General features: G+C 69.9%; 14 protein-coding genes (1 of these 14 running past the window's edge). 8 read left to right on the top strand and 6 right to left on the bottom strand.

Features of this window, described 5'->3' with window-relative positions:
- Positions 1–6 precede the first annotated feature (6 nt).
- Entirely contained in the window at positions 7–924 is a 918-nt protein-coding gene (locus IAI58_RS20805; RefSeq protein WP_207448900.1) for a hypothetical protein, read from the top strand.
- A gap of 38 nt (positions 925–962) precedes the next feature.
- Here IAI58_RS20805 and thiM read toward each other — a convergent pair whose 3' ends face one another.
- The 3 genes from thiM to IAI58_RS20820 all read right to left on the bottom strand — a co-directional run bounded on the left by thiM (position 963) and on the right by IAI58_RS20820 (position 3,730).
- Entirely contained in the window at positions 963–1,760 is a 798-nt protein-coding gene (gene thiM, locus IAI58_RS20810; RefSeq protein WP_207448898.1) for a hydroxyethylthiazole kinase, read from the bottom strand.
- A gap of 66 nt (positions 1,761–1,826) precedes the next feature.
- On the bottom strand, positions 1,827–2,606 hold the full coding sequence (locus IAI58_RS20815) for a HugZ family pyridoxamine 5'-phosphate oxidase (protein WP_207448896.1): 780 nt from the start codon (positions 2,604–2,606) through the stop codon (positions 1,827–1,829).
- A gap of 188 nt (positions 2,607–2,794) precedes the next feature.
- A complete protein-coding gene (locus tag IAI58_RS20820) occupies positions 2,795–3,730 on the bottom strand; it encodes a LysR family transcriptional regulator (protein ID WP_208776295.1) in 936 nt (311 codons plus the stop codon).
- 56 nt (positions 3,731–3,786) lie between these two features.
- Here IAI58_RS20820 and IAI58_RS20825 point away from each other — a divergent pair, with 56 nt between their 5' ends.
- The 4 genes from IAI58_RS20825 (at position 3,787) to IAI58_RS20840 (ending at position 9,074) form a co-directional block, all read left to right on the top strand.
- Positions 3,787–5,001 (top strand): CaiB/BaiF CoA transferase family protein, encoded by a 1,215-nt coding sequence (locus IAI58_RS20825; RefSeq protein ID WP_208776296.1) that lies wholly within the window; start codon positions 3,787–3,789, stop codon positions 4,999–5,001.
- A gap of 22 nt (positions 5,002–5,023) precedes the next feature.
- Positions 5,024–6,760 carry an acyl-CoA dehydrogenase C-terminal domain-containing protein gene (locus tag IAI58_RS20830; RefSeq protein ID WP_207448890.1) on the top strand — a complete coding sequence of 579 codons (1,737 nt, stop codon included), beginning with the start codon at positions 5,024–5,026 and terminating at the stop codon, positions 6,758–6,760.
- A gap of 102 nt (positions 6,761–6,862) precedes the next feature.
- Positions 6,863–8,101 (top strand): CaiB/BaiF CoA transferase family protein, encoded by a 1,239-nt coding sequence (locus tag IAI58_RS20835; protein ID WP_207448888.1) that lies wholly within the window; start codon positions 6,863–6,865, stop codon positions 8,099–8,101.
- 4 nt (positions 8,102–8,105) lie between these two features.
- Positions 8,106–9,074 (top strand): D-2-hydroxyacid dehydrogenase family protein, encoded by a 969-nt coding sequence (locus tag IAI58_RS20840; protein WP_207448886.1) that lies wholly within the window; start codon positions 8,106–8,108, stop codon positions 9,072–9,074.
- 14 nt (positions 9,075–9,088) lie between these two features.
- Here IAI58_RS20840 and IAI58_RS20845 read toward each other — a convergent pair whose 3' ends face one another.
- Genes IAI58_RS20845 through IAI58_RS20855 form a run of 3 tightly spaced genes read right to left on the bottom strand, consistent with a single transcriptional unit; the run spans position 9,089 to position 12,047 of the window.
- Positions 9,089–10,054, bottom strand: a complete 966-nt coding sequence (locus IAI58_RS20845; protein ID WP_207448884.1) for a Bug family tripartite tricarboxylate transporter substrate binding protein — start codon at positions 10,052–10,054, stop codon at positions 9,089–9,091.
- Positions 10,055–10,056: 2 nt separating this feature from the next.
- The gene (locus tag IAI58_RS20850; RefSeq protein ID WP_207448882.1) at positions 10,057–10,815 is read right to left on the bottom strand and encodes an enoyl-CoA hydratase/isomerase family protein; all 759 of its coding nucleotides are present in this window, start codon (positions 10,813–10,815) and stop codon (positions 10,057–10,059) included.
- A gap of 29 nt (positions 10,816–10,844) precedes the next feature.
- Positions 10,845–12,047, bottom strand: coding sequence for a CaiB/BaiF CoA transferase family protein (locus tag IAI58_RS20855; RefSeq protein WP_207448880.1), 1,203 nt, complete (start codon positions 12,045–12,047; stop codon positions 10,845–10,847).
- 272 nt (positions 12,048–12,319) lie between these two features.
- Here IAI58_RS20855 and IAI58_RS20860 point away from each other — a divergent pair, with 272 nt between their 5' ends.
- From IAI58_RS20860 to IAI58_RS20870, 3 genes are all read left to right on the top strand, one after another.
- The gene (locus tag IAI58_RS20860) at positions 12,320–13,279 is read left to right on the top strand and encodes a LysR family transcriptional regulator (RefSeq protein ID WP_272874861.1); all 960 of its coding nucleotides are present in this window, start codon (positions 12,320–12,322) and stop codon (positions 13,277–13,279) included.
- Positions 13,280–13,302: 23 nt separating this feature from the next.
- Entirely contained in the window at positions 13,303–14,046 is a 744-nt protein-coding gene (locus IAI58_RS20865; RefSeq protein WP_237182536.1) for an enoyl-CoA hydratase/isomerase family protein, read from the top strand.
- 140 nt (positions 14,047–14,186) lie between these two features.
- A protein-coding gene (locus IAI58_RS20870; protein ID WP_207448874.1) for a TRAP transporter substrate-binding protein crosses the window boundary here: on the top strand, positions 14,187–15,117 show its 5' portion. 176 nt of this gene lie beyond the right edge of the window; only the first 931 of its 1,107 coding nucleotides appear in the window; its start codon is at positions 14,187–14,189; its stop codon lies beyond the right edge, outside the window.

The following is a 15,117-nucleotide window of genomic DNA, read 5'->3' on the forward strand; positions in this document are numbered from 1 at the left end:
CGCGCCATGGCCTGGTGGCAGAGTTCCGACGGCCTGGGGCATATCGGGGACCGACCCGCCGACATCCTGGGCACCGCGCTGACCGAGGCGCTGGGGGAGAGTTTCGACCTCGACCTGCTGGCGGGTTTCCTGTCATCGCTCGGCTCCGCGCTCCTGCTGGACCCCGAGGCGCTGGTGCTGGAAGGCCATGCCATCGCCCGGCGGGAGATGGAGATCCTGACCGCCGAGATACCCCCCATAGTGGTGCCCATCAGCACGGACATGCCAGGCGGGATGCTGGAGGAACGGCTTTTCGACAGCCTGGAGGCCATGGCCTTCAGCTACAGGGACAGTGGCGTGGACCGCCTGCCACGGCTGGCTGAGGTGCTGGAAACACTGAGCTTCGTCGCTCGTGGCCGGCTGCGCGAGCCCGGCAGCGGCACCGAACTGACGCTGCGCGGCATCCGCCTGTTGCCGCCCGGCGGGGGCGCGGCTCCGACGCGTTGGGCGTTGCTGCGTGGCATGCTGCTGGATCAGCCGGACGAGATGCTGGTGGCCGGCGCGCTGGCGGATGCCGACTGGCGGCTGCGGATGCTGGGACTGATGGCCCTGGGGCGCTTCCGCCTCCGCGCCCAGGGGCGCCGGGCCCTGAAGGTGCCGGTTCCCGGGACGGAGGCCGGGCTGCGCGACGAAGACCATCGCGCGCTGCTGGCCCTGCGGGATATCGCCGCCGAGCGTGCGGGCCTAGGGGATCCGCGGCCCGTGCACAGCGACCCGGAGGTGGCCGCTGCCCGCGCGGCGCTGCGGCGGGATATCGAGGCGATGCTGGACGGCGTCGGCCGACCACGCGCCGAAAGTCCTGCCTTCATCCTGACGGTCCTGGCCGACCCCGCCAGCGTGGCGGGGCAGGGGCCCGGCCTCTGGCGCCGCTGGCTGGAGAGCTAGGCGCCACCAAGGCCCCGCCGCGCGGCCGGACCCCCACCTCAGACCGGGGAAATGCGCGCCCGCCCAGCCAGTTCGGCACCTTCCAGGCCATAGAGGCGGTCCAGCAGCGCCACCTGAAAACTGCCGGGGCCGCTGGCCAGCGGGGCCGCCTGCTCCGCCGCCACGCCCAGCACCGCCAGCCCGGCGACGGCGGCCTGCATCCCGTCCAGCCCGGCCCCCAGGAAGGCGCCGATCAGCGCCGTGGCGGTGCAGCCGGTGCCGGTGACGCGGGTCAGCATCGGGTGCCCGTTGGCGATGGCCAGCATGGCCGTGCCGTCCGTCACGTAGTCGGTCGCGCCGGTCACGGCCACCACGGCGCCGGACTGCCGCGCCAGTTGCCGCGCGGCCTCCCGCGCCGCGTCGGAGCGATGGGCGCTGTCCACGCCCTTGCCGCCGCCGGCCTGCCCCGCCAGGGCCATGATCTCCGAGGCATTGCCGCGCACCACGCGCGGCCCCCGGGCCAGAAGTTGCAGGGCGGTGTCCTTGCGGAAGGCGGTGGCCCCGGCGGCCACGGGATCCATGATCCAGGGCACGCCGGCCTCGCCCGCCGCGGCCGTGGCCACCAGCATGGCGTCGCGCTGCGGCGCTGTCAGGGTGCCGAGGTTGATCACCAGCGCGGCGGTCAACCGGACAAATTCCCCGACCTCCTGCTCCGCCAGCACCATGGCGGGGGAGGCACCGATGGCCAGCAGCGCATTGGCCGTGACATTCGCCACCACCTGATTGGTGATGTTGTGCACCAGCGGCGCCGCCTGCCGCAGGCGTGACAGCGCCAGGGAAAGGTCGGGTTGGGTCATGCTGTCCATGCTCGCTTTACCTGGACGGGACTTAGCCCGCCGGCCGCGCGCGACAAAGAGGAGGTATCAGCCGGCTTCGCGCGCCTGCTTCGCGAGGCGGACCAGCAGGGCCCGCAGCGCCCCCGGGTCCAGCGCGCGCTCGGGGAAGGGGATGCGGAGCGCCTGCCCCTCCAGCATCAGGTCCATGCCATCGGGGTCCAGGCCGGTCATGCGCCAGTGGCCGGGCGCGGCGCCGCCCAGCCGGGTGGCATAGAGCCCGATGGCCTCGGCATGGTCCTGGTTCATATGCGCCACGGCCTCCGGCTCGGCGGCCAGCAGCGCCCCGGCGCCCGTGAGGTCGGTCAGCAGCGCCGCGGGCGGCAGTTCCGGCGCACGGCCGAAGCCGGCCACCAGATGCGCCGCCAGGGGCCGCACCCGCCAGAAGCGGAAGTCCGGAAAGTCGATATAAAGCGCCGATTTCGGATGCCGCGCCAGGAAGCGCTGCCGCAGATGCGGTGCTTCCGCCGGTTGCGCCATGCCGGAGAGGGTGAGGCGCGGATGCGCCAGCGGGTCTCCCTTGCCGCCGCGCGAGAGCAGCAGGGAGACGCGGCCATCCGCCGCCATGTTGCGGCTGTGCAGCGCCAGGCGAGAGGCCAGCAGCAGCGGTGCGCCGTCATAGTCCGTGGCCACCGTCACCAGCGACACGAAGGGATGCCCGCCCGCGCCTGCCGCCCCCGGGTCCAGCGTCGCCAGGGATGCGGTCAGCGCCTCCCGCAGCAGGGCGTGGGCGAGGGCAGGATGGTCACCGGCGCCGGGCTCGGGCAGGGTTTCGGCGCGCGGGGTGATGGCGGGGCCGTCGGTGCTCATGAGCCTCATCCTGCCACGCCGCGCCACGCCGCGCACTCATCAGCTTCTCTGATGAATGCGTCAGTTAAATGAGTTGGACTTGTCCCTGGCCGCCTCTAGTTTCCCGGTCGGAATGCACGCCGTGGCGCGTGAGGGGGAAGCAGAGAGAGATGATCGCACTGGCCGCGCCATGCGGCCGCCGTGCCGGATCAGACCGTATCGACGGGGCCGCTCCAGGGCGTGGGCTGCCGGCCGGAGCGGGCAGCGGGGCGGCTGCCCATCACCTCGGCGAAGCGGCGCTCCAGCTCCGTGGCCAGGGGGGAGAGGGTGCTGTTGCGCCGTGTCAGGATGCCCACCTGCCGGGTCAGCCGGGGCGTGACCAGCGGCAAGACCTGCAACCTGTCGCCCTCCAGGCCTTCCGCCGCCAGGCGCGGGACGATGCCGATGCCCAGCCGCGCCTCCACCAGTCCGGCCACGGCCAGGATCTGCTGCGCCTGATAGCGGATGGAAAGGGCGAGGCCCTGGGCGCGCGCCTCCTCCTCCACCAGCTCCCGCAGCCCGGCCATCATCACCAGCGGGTGGCGGGCCAGCAGCCGCAGGCTGGCCCGTGGGCGGGCGGGCAGCAGGCCGGGCGGCACCAGGGCGCAGATCGGGTCCTCCAGCAGTGGGCGGAACAGCAGCCCCGCCGAGGCCGGCGGCGGCGGGCCCACGCCGAAATCGACGTCCTGGGCCCGCACGCAATCCAGGATACCGGCCAGCGGCAATTCCCGCACCTCCACCTGGGCGCCCGGGAAGGCGTCCTGGAAGGCGGCCATGACCCTCGGCAGGCGGCTGCCGGCCAGGCTGGGCGCGCAGGCCACGGCGACGCGGCCCCGGTGCGCCGCCAGCCCTTCGGCCAGCCGCAGCCCGGCCATCAGCTCGGCCATCGCGCTGCGGACATGGGTCAGCAGCCTGGCGCCCTCCGGCGTCAGCCGCACCTGGCGCGTGGTGCGCTGGAACAGGCGCAGGCCCAGCTGTTCCTCCAGCTGGCGGATCTGCATGCTGACGGCGGATTGCGTGCGCCCGATCTCCTCCGCCGCACGGCGGAAGCTGCCGTGCTCGGCCACCTCGATGAAGGCCTGCAGGAGCTTCAGGTTGACGTTCACCCCGGGCTTATCCTCCGCGCCGGCAGGGGCCGCAACAGCTTTCAGGACAGGGAAGGATGCAGGACATGACGGAACAGGACCGGCCGCTGGCGGGCGTGCGCGTGCTGGATATCGCTACCTTTATCGCGGGGCCCTTCGCCGGGACCATCATGGGCGATTTCGGCGCGGACGTGATCAAGATCGAGCATCCGCGCGACGGCGACCCCATGCGGAAGTTCGGCACCCCCACCGAATGCGGCGATACCCTGGCTTGGCTGAGCGAGGCGCGGAACAAGCGCTGCATGACGCTGGACCTGCGCGCGCCCGATGGCGCCGCGCTGTTCAGGAAGCTGGTCGCCGAGGTCGATGTGGTGGTCGAGAACTTCCGCCCGGGCACGCTGGAGAAATGGGGCCTGGGCTGGGAGGTGCTGCGCGAGGTCAACCCGAAGCTGGTGATGCTGCGGATCAGCGCCTATGGCCAGACCGGGCCGATGCGCGGCAAGCCGGGCTTCGCGCGCATCGCCCATGGCTTCGCGGGCCTGTCCTATCTGGCCGGGGAGCCGGGGCGGCCGCCGGTGGTGCCCGGCTCGACCTCGCTGGCCGATTACATGTCCGGTGTCTGGGGCGCGCTGGGGGTGATGATGGCGCTGCGGCAGGCGGAGAAGACCGGCCGCGGGCAGGTGGTGGATATCGGCCTCTATGAATCCGTCTTCCGCCTGCTGGACGAGATCGCCCCCGCCTATGCCCGCCATGGCACGGTGCGCGAGCGGATGGGCGCCGATGTGCCGCAGGTGGTGCCGCATGGCCACTGGCAGACCCGGGACGGCCGCTGGATCGCCCTGGCCTGCACCAGCGAAAAGATCTTCGCGCGCCTCTGCGATGTCATGGGCAAGCCGGAGCTGGCGGCGCCGGATGCGCTGGGCCCGACCAGGAACCGCCTGGCGCGGCGGGAGGAGACCAACCAGCTGGTGGCGGACTGGGTCGGCAGCCTGGACTTCGACGAGTTGATGGCCGCCTGCGACGGCGCCGGCGTGCCCTGCGGCCCCATCAACAGCATCGCCGACATCTTCCAGGACCCGCAATACGAGGCGCGCGGCAACCTGCTGCGGGTGCAGGACCCGCGCGTGGGCGAGATCGTGCTGCCGGCGGGCATGCCGCATCTGACGGAAACCCCGCCCGTCCTGCGCCATGCCGGCCGCGCCATGGGCGCGGATACCGATGACATCCTCTCCGAACTGTTGCAGATGACAGCCGAGGATGTCGCGCGGCTGCGGTCCGGCGGCGTGATCTGAACCATTCAAGGAGAGCCTTCTGATGCCCGCCTATGCCGCCCCGGTTGACGACATGCTCTTCGTGCTGGGGGATCTGCTGGATGCCCCCGCCACCCTGGCCGGGTTGGGAGGGGAGGAGGTTTCCCTCTCCCTGATGGGCGAGGTGCTGGGGGAGGCCGGGCGCTTCTGCGAGAAGGTGGCCCAGCCCATCAACCGCAGCGGCGACGAGGAAGGCTGCGTGCTGGAGAACGGCGCCGTCCGCACGCCGAAAGGCTTCCCCGAGGCCTATGCCGCCTTCGTGGAAGGCGGCTGGCCCGGCCTTGCCCACGCGCCGGAGCATGGCGGTCAGGGCCTGCCGCGCGTGTTGCAGGTGCTGTTCGATGAAATGCTCTCCTCGGCCAATTTCTCCTTCGGCCTCTTTCCCGGCCTGACGCGCGGCGCGGTGGAGGCCATCGAGCGCCATGGCGATGCCACGCTGAAGGAGACCTATCTACCTCCCATGGTGGAGGGCCGCTGGATGGGCGCCATGGCCCTGACGGAGGCCCATGCGGGCACCGATCTCGGCCTGCTGCGGAGCAAGGCGGAGCCGCAGGCGGATGGCAGCCACCGCGTCACCGGCAGCAAGATCTTCATCAGCGCCGGCGACCACGACCTGTCGGAGAACATCATTCACCTCGTGCTGGCACGGCTCCCGGACGCGCCGCCGGGGGTGAAGGGCATCAGCCTCTTCCTGGTGCCGAAGTTCCTGCCGGGCGAGGCAGGGGGGCTGGGCGCGCGCAATGCCATGTCCGTCGGCTCCATCGAGCACAAGATGGGCATCAAGGCTTCGCCCACCTGCGTCATGAACTACGATGGCGCGACGGGCTGGCTGGTGGGGGCGCCGCATCAGGGCCTGCGCGCCATGTTCACCATGATGAACGCCGAGCGGCTCTTCGTCGGCATCCAGGGCCTGGGCATCGCCGAGGCCGCCTATCAGGGCGCCAGCGCCTATGCGCGGGAACGGGTGCAGGGCCGCGCGCCGGGGGCGGCCAGCGGGCCGGCGCAGCCGATCCTGGTGCATCCCGATGTCCGGAAGATGCTGCTGACCATTCGGGGCTTCTCGGAGGCCGGCCGCGCGCTGGCGGCCTGGACGGCGCTGGAGATGGAAAAGGCCGCCCGTCACCCCGATATCGCGGCGCGAGCGCGGGCGGAGGGCATGGTCGCGCTGCTGACGCCCGTCATCAAGGCGGCCTTCACCGACCTCGGCTTCGAGTCCGCCGTGCTGGCGCAGCAGGTCTTCGGCGGCCATGGCTATGTGCGCGAATGGGGCATGGAGCAGTTGGTGCGGGACGCCCGCATCGCGCAGATCTACGAGGGCACCAACGGCATCCAGGCGATGGACCTGGTCGGCCGCAAGCTGACGCAGGATGGCGGCGCCCTGCCGCGCGCCTTCTTCGCCGAGATCCGCGAGAGCCTGGCGCCCCATGCAGCCTCCGAATTCGCCGCGCCCGTGCTGGCGGCGCTGGAGCGGCTGGAGGTAGCGACCGAGGCCCTGGCCGGCCGCGCCGCCGCCGACCCGGCCGAGCCGGGTGCCGCGGCCACCGACTACCTCCGCTTCTTCGCCCTGGTGGCGCTGGGTTGGATCTGGGCGAGGATGGCGCTGCTGCCCTCGGCGCCGCCCGCGAAGCAGGCCGTGGCGCGCTTCTTCATGGCCCGCATCCTGCCGCAGACCCTGGGGCTGGAGCTTGCCCTGCGGGCAGGGGCCGCGCCCGTGATGGCGCTGGAGGACGCGGCCTTCTGATCCGTGCGGGCGCAGCACAGGTATTGTGCTGTGCCCGCGCGTGCCGAAGCCCGCCCACTTCCCCATAACACTTGGCCAAGACAGGCTGGGGAGGATGATGCCATGGGTGCCGCCGCGGGAATGCCGCCTCTGACGGGGCTGCGCGTATTGGATTTCACCCGCGTCATCGCCGGGCCCTACCTGACCATGATGCTGGCGGACCTGGGCTGCGAGGTCATCAAGGTCGAAAGCCCCGGGCATGGCGACGATACCCGGCTGAGCCAGCCACCGGGCAAGGGCGGCGAGTCCGCCATCTTCATGGGCCTGAACCGCAACAAGCAGAGCGTGGTGCTGGATCTGGCCAGGGAGGAAGGCCGCGCCCTTGCGCGCCGTCTGGCCGGCGAATGCGACATCCTCGTGGAGAATTTCCGCCCCGGCGCCATGCGACGCCTCGGGCTGGATTATGAAGCGCTGCGCGAGGAGATGCCGGGCCTGATCTATTGCTCCATCTCCGGCTACGGCCATCACAGCCGCTTCAGCGACATCCCGGGCTACGACCCCATCGCCCAGGCCGAGACGGGGCTGATGTACATGACCGGCGACAGCAGCATGCCGCCGATCCGCTCCGGCGGCTCGGTCATCGACGTGCTGACGGGCATGCATGCCGGCCTCGGTATCCTCTCCGCCCTGCATGCACGGGCACGGACGGGAGAGGGGCAGTTCGTTGACCTGTCACTCTACGACACCGCGCTCTCCTCGCTCGGCTTCATCATGCAGGGGCCGCTGCTCACCGGGCAGAACCCGCTCCGCCTCGGCAATACCTCCTTCTTCATGGCGCCGAACGGCGTCTATGACTGCGCGGACGGCCAGGTGATGATCAGCGCCGGCAACAACCGCCTCTTCGCCAAGCTCTGCGAGGGGATGGGCCTGCCGGAGATGCTGGCGGACCCACGCTTCGCCAGCAATGCCACGCGGCTGGAGAACCTGGATGCCATGAACGCCATGCTGTCCCAGCGGCTGGGCGAGCAGCCGCGCGACCATTGGGTGGAGAAGCTGCGGCGCATCGGCGTGCCCATCGGCGCCGTGCGGACGCCGCTGGAGGCGCTGGACGCAGTGGAGACCGAGGCCAGCGGCATGCTGCACGCCGTACAGCATCCCACCGCCGGAGAGATCCGCACCGTGCGGAACGCCATCCACCTCTCCAATACGCCGCCACGCGTGCCAGGGCCCGCGCCGTTGCTCGACCAGCATAGCGATGCCATCCTGCAATCCGTCCTGGGCCTGGACCCGGAGGAGATCGCGGAACTGCGCCGCCAGGGGGCCATCGGCCCGGCGTCCCATCCCGCCAAAGTGGAGCCCTGACGCCATGCCGCTGCCCCGTTGCGTGATCCTGGACGACTACCAGCAGGCCGCCCTGTCATCGGCCGACTGGTCTGGGCTGCAGGACCGCCTGCGTGTCGAGGCGCTGCACGATCACCTCCCACGGGAGGCGCTGGCGGAAGCCATCGGCGATGCCGAGGTGGTGGTGGCGATGCGGGAGCGCACGCCCTTCGATGCCGCCATGCTGGCGCGGCTGCCGGCGCTGAAGCTGCTGGTGACGACGGGTATGGTCAATGCCGCCATCGACATGCCGGCGGCGGCGGCGCGCGGCATCACCATCTGCGGCACGCCCAGCGTACCGAACCCGACCCCGGAACTCAGCTGGGGCCTGCTGCTGGCCCTGGCCCGGAAGATCCCGCAGGAACACGCCAATCTCCGCGCCGGCGGCCACTGGCAGAACAGCCTGGGCTTCGACCTCGCGCGCAAGACCATCGGCATCATCGGCCTCGGCCGCATCGGGCAGGTGATGGCGCGCTATGCCCGCGCCTTCGACATGTCCGTGCTGGCTTGGAGCCCGAACCTGACGCAGGACCGCTGCGAGGCCGCGGGCGCGCGTCTCGCGCCATCGCTGGATGCGCTGCTGGCGGAAGCCGATGTGGTGACGGTGCACATGGTGCTGGCGCCCAGCACGCGCGGCCTGATCGGCGCGCGGGAGATCGGGCTGATGAAGCCGGGCGCGCTGCTGGTGAATACCTCGCGCGGGCCGCTGGTCGATGCCGCCGCCTTGCAGGCCGCGCTGCGCGATGGCCGCATCGGCGGCGCCGCGCTGGATGTCTTCGAGGAGGAGCCGCTGCCGGCCGACAGCCCCTGGCGGAGCCTGCCCAACCTCGTGGCCACGCCCCATCTCGGCTATGTCACCGAGCGCAACTACCGCATGTACTACCGCGGCGCGGTGGAGGCGATCGACGGCTGGCTGCGCGGCAACCCGGTGCGCGTCCTCGCGGCACCGGGCTGACGCCTTCCTGCGGCTCAGTCGAGCCGCAGGTTCCTCTCCTTCACCAGCCGGCCCCAGATCTCGCGCTCGGAGTCCAGCTTGGCGGCGAAATCGGCGGGGCCGCTATAGCGCGGCTCCAGCCCGCCGCGCGTCAGCTTCTCCTGCGTCGCCGGATCGGACACCGCCGCCCGGACATCCTCCGCGATGCGGTCGCGCAGCGCGGTGGGCAGGCCCTTGGGGCCGAGGAAGCCGTACCAGGTCTCGGAATCCATCGGCACCCCCGACTCCCGGAAGGTCGGAACGTCAGGCATGTCCGGCCCACGCGTGGCGCGCCCGCTGGCCAGCACCTTCAGCCGGCCCTCGCGCACGAAGCCCATGGTGCCGGCGGTGTCGAAGACGGCATCCACATTGCCGGCCATCAGGTCGGTGATGGCGGGCGCCGAGCCGCGATAGGGAATATGCGTCATCTCGAAGCCGGCCTGGCTGGCCAGCATCTCCGCCGCCGTATGCGTGCTGCTGCCGACGCCGGAGGAGCCGAAGCTCACGCCGCCGCGCTGCTTCTTCGCGAAGGCGATGAATTCCTGCAGGTTATCGGCCGGCAGATCCTTCCGCACATAGAGCACGCCGATGGAGACGCCGATCTGCGCGATGGGCACCATGGCCTTCGGGTCGAAGGTCAGGTCCCGCATCATCAGCGGGTTCATGACGAAGCCGAAGGCCGTCAGCAGCAGCGTGTAGCCGTCCGGCGCCGCCTGGGAGGCCGCGGCGGCGCCGATCATGGTGCCGCCGCCGGGGCGGTTGTCCACCACCACCGGCTGCTTCCACAGCCCCGAGAGCGGGGCGCTGATGGCGCGGGCGAAGATATCCGTGGGACCGCCCGCCGCATAGGGGACGATCAGCTGCACGCTGCGGCTGGGATAGGCCTGCTGGGCGCGGGCGGGGCCGATCGCCGCCAGCCCGCCGGCGCCCAGGAGCAGGGCGATGTCGCGTCGCTTCAACATGGTCAGCGGCCCTTGAACACAGGTGCGCGCTTCTCCAGCGTTGCGCGGCGCGCCTCCTGCGCGTCCTCGGTGCGGGAGAGGGCGACGGTGAAGTCCTGCTCGATGCGGTAGGCATCGCGCGGCGGCATCAGATCGGCGATGTCGCAGGAGCGCTTGGCATAGCCGATGGCCAGCGGGCTCTTGGAGGCGATGGTCCGGGCGATCTCCATCGCCTCCGGCATCAGCCGCTCCTGCGGCACCACGGCCTCGATGACATTCATGCGATACAGCTCGGCCGCGGGGATGCGCTTGCCGGTGAAGAAGAGGTGCCGCATGTGGGAGCGGCCCAGCAGGCTCCTCAGCATCGCCGCGCCCCCGGCCAGGCCGACATCGATCTCCGGCATGCCGAAGATGGCTTCCTCGGCCGCCAGCATGATGTCGCAGCTTGCCATCAGGGCGAAGCCAAGGCCCAGCGCCGCGCCGTTGACGGCGGCGATGACGGGCTTCTTGCATTCCATGATGGAATTGCCCGTCTCCCGCGTCACGCGGTTATGCGCGCCGAAGACGCCGGGCTGGCTGGGGTCCGGGCGGTCCTTCAGGTCGGCACCGGCGCAGAAGACCTTGTGCGCGGAACGCAGGATGGCCACGCGCGCATCGTCACGGTCGCTGATCTCGTCGAAGACTTCGATCAGCCGGTGCCGCATCTCGCGGTTCATCGCATTCACCGGCGGGCGGTCCAGCGTCACCACGGCGATGTTGTCGGAGACCTCAAGTCTGATCATTATTGATCCTCCCGTTGTATTCTGGTCGGTCAGGCGTTCTGTGCCGGGGCGTCATCCAGCCCCAGCTCGCGCAGCACGTCGTCGGTATGCTGGCCCAGCATCGGCGGCGGCCGGTCAAAGCTCAGCGGCGCCTCGCGGAAGCGCAGCGGACTGACGATCTGGGGAACGGTGCCGCTGGCGGGATGGGGCAGGTGGCGCACCATCTGGCGGTGTTGCACCTGCGGGTCAGCCAGCACTTCCGGCACGGTGTTGATGGGGCCGCAGGGCACGCCGGCCTTTGTCAGCCCCTCCACGACCTGCTTCACCGGCATGCGGCTCATCGCGCCACGCACCGCCTCCAACAGCTCCGGCAGGTTCTTCAGCCGGCTGGGATTATCCGCGAAGCGCGGGTCAGTGGCATATTCCGGGATGCCGATGACGTGGCAGAGCCGCTGATACTGCGCGTCATTGCCCACGCCCAGCGCGATCTTGCCATCGGCGCAGGCGAAGACATCCTGCGGCTGGATGTTCGGGTGCTTGTTGCCGCTGCGCTTCGGCGTATTGCCGGTCAGCAGGTGGTTCATGCCCTGGTTGGCCAGCAGCGCCGTGGCGACGTCCAGCATCGCGATATCCGCATGGTCGCCGCGCCCGGTGGCATTCCGGCGCGCGAGGCCCGCCAGGGCGGCGATGGCGGTATAGAGGCCGGTGGTCAGGTCGATGATCGGCACGCCCACCTTCTGCGGGCCGCCGCCCGGCAGGTCGTCGCGCTCGCCGGTCACGCTCATCAGCCCGCCCATGGCCTGGATGGCGAAATCATAGGCGGCATCCTGCGCGCGAGGGCCGTCCTGGCCGAATCCGGTGACGGAGCAATAGACCAGCTGCGGCGCTATCTCCTTCAGGTCGTCATAGGCCAGCCCGAAGCGGGCCAGGTTCCCGACCTTGTAGTTCTCCAGCAGGATGTCCGAGCGCCTGGCCAGCTCTCGCACCACGGCCTGCCCCTCCGGCTTCGCCAGATCGATGGCGATGGAGCGCTTGCCGCGGTTCACGCTGAGGAAGTAGCCGCTTTCCCGCGTGTCCCGGCCTTCTTCGTCCTTCAGGAAGGGCGGGCCCCAGGCGCGGGAATCATCGCCTGCCCCGGGACGTTCCACCTTGATGACGTCGGCGCCCAGATCGGCCAGCACCTGTCCAGCCCAGGGGCCCGCCAGGATACGGCTGAGATCGAGCACGCGGATATGCGAAAGTGGACCTGGCACGCAGTACCTTCCCTCAACTCACTCTATTGATTGGACTGTGCTGGGGCACGGCCACGGGCCTGTCAGCCCCTTCCCCGATGCTAACAGGCGCGGCCCCGGCCGTCCGGGAGGTCAGAGGCAAAGAACCTGTGCATTTTCAGCACAGATCAAGGCATAAAAGGCCTTGTTCAAGCTTACCCCCTTGCCCTCCGCGCCGGAGAAGGCCATCGGAGGGGCTGGACATGGCCGCCGGCTTGCGGCGAGATCGGGAATGACGGCGGGTCACACGTCGGATGAGGAAACCAGAATTGAATTCGTTGGCTGACCTGCAGCTTTTCATGAGTGTCGCGAGCGCGGAGAATTTCTCCGCTGCGGCACGACAGCTGGGGCTGCCGCCATCTTCCGTCTCCCGCCGCATCGGTGCGATCGAGAAACGTTTGGGCGTGGCGCTGTTCAAGCGCACGACCCGCGATGTCACGCTGACCGATGCGGGCAGCGCCTACAGTAAATCCGTCACACGTATCCTGGCGGATCTGCAGGAGGCGGATCTCGCGGTTTCACGCTTCTCCCGCATGCCGGAAGGGATGCTGCGGATCGAATCCCGCCCGGGCCTCAGCGCCTGGCTGCTGGCCCCGGTGCTGCCGCGCTTCCTGGAACGGTATCCTACCATCCAGGTGGATCTGCGCCTGACCAACGGGACGCTGGAGACGCTCTCACCGGGCACGGATGTCGGCATCCGCTATGGGCTGGCGAAGCCGTCCTCGCTGGTGACGCGCAAGATCGTCACCACCCGCCAGGGCCTCTATGCCTCGCCCGGGTATCTGCAACGGCATGGGATGCCCTCCTCGCCGGATGAGTTGCACGAGCACAATTGCCTGGTCTTCAGCCTGGCCGATGCTCCCGTCAGCTGGCGGTTCCGCAGGGGCGACTACGACCGCACGCTGCAGTTGCGGGGCAATCTGCGCAGCAACGATGTCAGCACGCTGGAGACGGCGGTGGCCAGCGGCCTTGGCATCAGCGTCGCGCATGAATGGGTGGCGGAGGAGCATGTGCGCCGCGGCCAGGTGGTGCGTATCCTGCCGGAGTACGAAGTGACGACCATGGGGACTTTCGACCTGCATGTCTGCGCCCTTTATTCCCCTGCACTGAAGAATGTGCAGAAGGTGCGTGTCTTCATCGACTTCCTGATGACCACGCTGCGCGCCGCCTCCAGCGTGCCTGTCGCCGCGGCGCCGCTCGCCGTCGCCGGATGAAGGCTCAGGAGGCGGAAGGCCAGATGCCGGGCCTGTTGCTGGAGGGGGAATGCGCCACGATCACCCTGCGCCGGCCGCGCCACCACAACCGGCTGGAGCCCGCCGACCTCGCGGAGCTGATGCTGCTGCTGGAGCGGGCCGATGCCGGGCCCGGGCTGCGGGTGCTGGTGCTGACGGGAACCGGGACCTCCTTCAGTTCCGGCTTTCATATCGGTGCCTTCGGTGATGCCCAGGCGGTCCCGTCGCTGGAGGCGGTGGTCGAGCGGCTAGAGCGAATGCGACTGCCGACCATCTGCGCCCTGAACGGCAGCGTCTATGGCGGGGCGACCGACCTGGCCCTGGCCTGCGACTTCCGCATCGGCGTCGAGGGCATGCGGCTGGTGATGCCGGCGGCCCGGCTGGGCCTGCATTACTACCCCAGCGGCATGCGCCGCTTCGTCAGCCGTCTTGGGCTCGGAGTGGCGAAGCGGCTGTTCCTGGCCGCCGAGCCCCTGGACACCGCCGCCCTTCTGGCCTGCGGCTATCTGGATGAGGCGGTGCCGGCGCCGGAGCTGGCTGGGCGGGTGGCGGATCTGGCCGCTCGACTGGCCGCCCATGCGCCATTGGCGGTGCAGGGCATGAAGCAGGCCTTGAACGATATCGCCCGGGGGCGGGCGGACGACGCCGCGATCGGCGCCCGTGCCGAGGCCCTGACGGCTTCCGAGGACTTCGCCGAGGGGCGCCGCGCATGGGCGGAGAAGCGTTCGCCGCGTTTCAAAGGGCGCTAGGGCAGGGGGAGAGGAAGGTCCTTCCGCACCGCTAATTTTGTTTCCGGATGAAAATGAGAACCGGTGACAGATGGCCTGATCCGCACCACACTCCTGCCTGCAGCGGCGCAATAACCGCAGGCATGAGGAGCAGGACAAGAATGATCAGCCGCCGTCTCCTGGCGACGAGCACGCTGGCGGGCACGACCGCCGCGTTGGCTGCCCCGGCTATCGCCCAGACCGCACCGGAGATTCGCTGGCGCATGGCCAGCAGCTTTCCACGTTCCCTGGATACCATCTTCGGCGCGGGCGACCATGTGGCCAAGCGCGTGGCCGCCCTGACCGACAACAAGTTCCAGATCCGCGCCTTCCCGGCTGGCGAGCTGGTGCCGGGCCTGCAGGTGGCCGACGCGGTGCAGAACGGCACGGTCGACTGCGCCCATACGGCATCCTATTACTTCACCGGCAAGGATCCCACCTTCGCCTTCGATGGCGCGGTGCCCTTCGGGCTGAACATGCGCCAGATCAATGCCTGGCTGACCCATGGCGGCGGGCGCGAGATCATGCAGGACTTCTTCGCCGGCTATAACATCGTCTCCATCCCTGCCGGCAATACCGGCGCGCAGATGGGCGGCTGGTTCCGCAAGGAGATCAAGACAGCCAAGGACCTGGAGGGGCTTAAGTTCCGGATCGCCGGCATCGCGGGCAGCATGATGCAGAAGCTGGGCGTCATCCCGCAGCAGATCGCCGGCGGCGACATCTATCCGGCGCTCGAGAAGGGCACGATCGACGCGGCCGAATGGGTCGGCCCCTATGACGACGAGAAGCTCGGTTTCCACCGCGTCGCCCCCTTCTATTATTACCCGGGCTTCTGGGAGGGCTCACTCAACCTCTCCCTCTACGTCAACAAGGCGAAGATGGAGGAGCTGCCGCCGCTCTACCGGGAGGTGCTGGAAAGTGCCTGCCGCGACGCGACCATCGAGACGATCGCCAAATACGACGTACAGAACCCGGCGGCGCTACGCCGGCTGATCGCGGCCGGCACGCAGCTGCGCCCCTTCCCGCGGGAGGTGATGCAGGCCTGCTACAAGG

Source organism: Roseomonas marmotae (genome assembly GCF_017654485.1).
Lineage (GTDB): Bacteria > Pseudomonadota > Alphaproteobacteria > Acetobacterales > Acetobacteraceae > Pseudoroseomonas > Pseudoroseomonas marmotae.

Excerpts from the sequence above, each read along its gene's own strand:
- IAI58_RS20805 (WP_207448900.1), top strand. The coding sequence starts at position 7 with ATGGCCTGGTGGCAGAGTTCCGACGGCCTGGGGCATATCGGGGACCGA.
- thiM (WP_207448898.1), bottom strand. The coding sequence starts at position 1,760 with ATGACCCAACCCGACCTTTCCCTGGCGCTGTCACGCCTGCGGCAGGCG.
- IAI58_RS20815 (WP_207448896.1), bottom strand. The coding sequence starts at position 2,606 with ATGAGCACCGACGGCCCCGCCATCACCCCGCGCGCCGAAACCCTGCCC.
- IAI58_RS20825 (WP_208776296.1), top strand. The coding sequence starts at position 3,787 with ATGCAGGACATGACGGAACAGGACCGGCCGCTGGCGGGCGTGCGCGTG.
- IAI58_RS20830 (WP_207448890.1), top strand. The coding sequence starts at position 5,024 with ATGCCCGCCTATGCCGCCCCGGTTGACGACATGCTCTTCGTGCTGGGG.
- IAI58_RS20835 (WP_207448888.1), top strand. The coding sequence starts at position 6,863 with ATGGGTGCCGCCGCGGGAATGCCGCCTCTGACGGGGCTGCGCGTATTG.
- IAI58_RS20840 (WP_207448886.1), top strand. The coding sequence starts at position 8,106 with ATGCCGCTGCCCCGTTGCGTGATCCTGGACGACTACCAGCAGGCCGCC.
- IAI58_RS20845 (WP_207448884.1), bottom strand. The coding sequence starts at position 10,054 with ATGTTGAAGCGACGCGACATCGCCCTGCTCCTGGGCGCCGGCGGGCTG.
- IAI58_RS20850 (WP_207448882.1), bottom strand. The coding sequence starts at position 10,815 with ATGATCAGACTTGAGGTCTCCGACAACATCGCCGTGGTGACGCTGGAC.
- IAI58_RS20860 (WP_272874861.1), top strand. The coding sequence starts at position 12,320 with ATGAGGAAACCAGAATTGAATTCGTTGGCTGACCTGCAGCTTTTCATG.
- IAI58_RS20865 (WP_237182536.1), top strand. The coding sequence starts at position 13,303 with ATGCCGGGCCTGTTGCTGGAGGGGGAATGCGCCACGATCACCCTGCGC.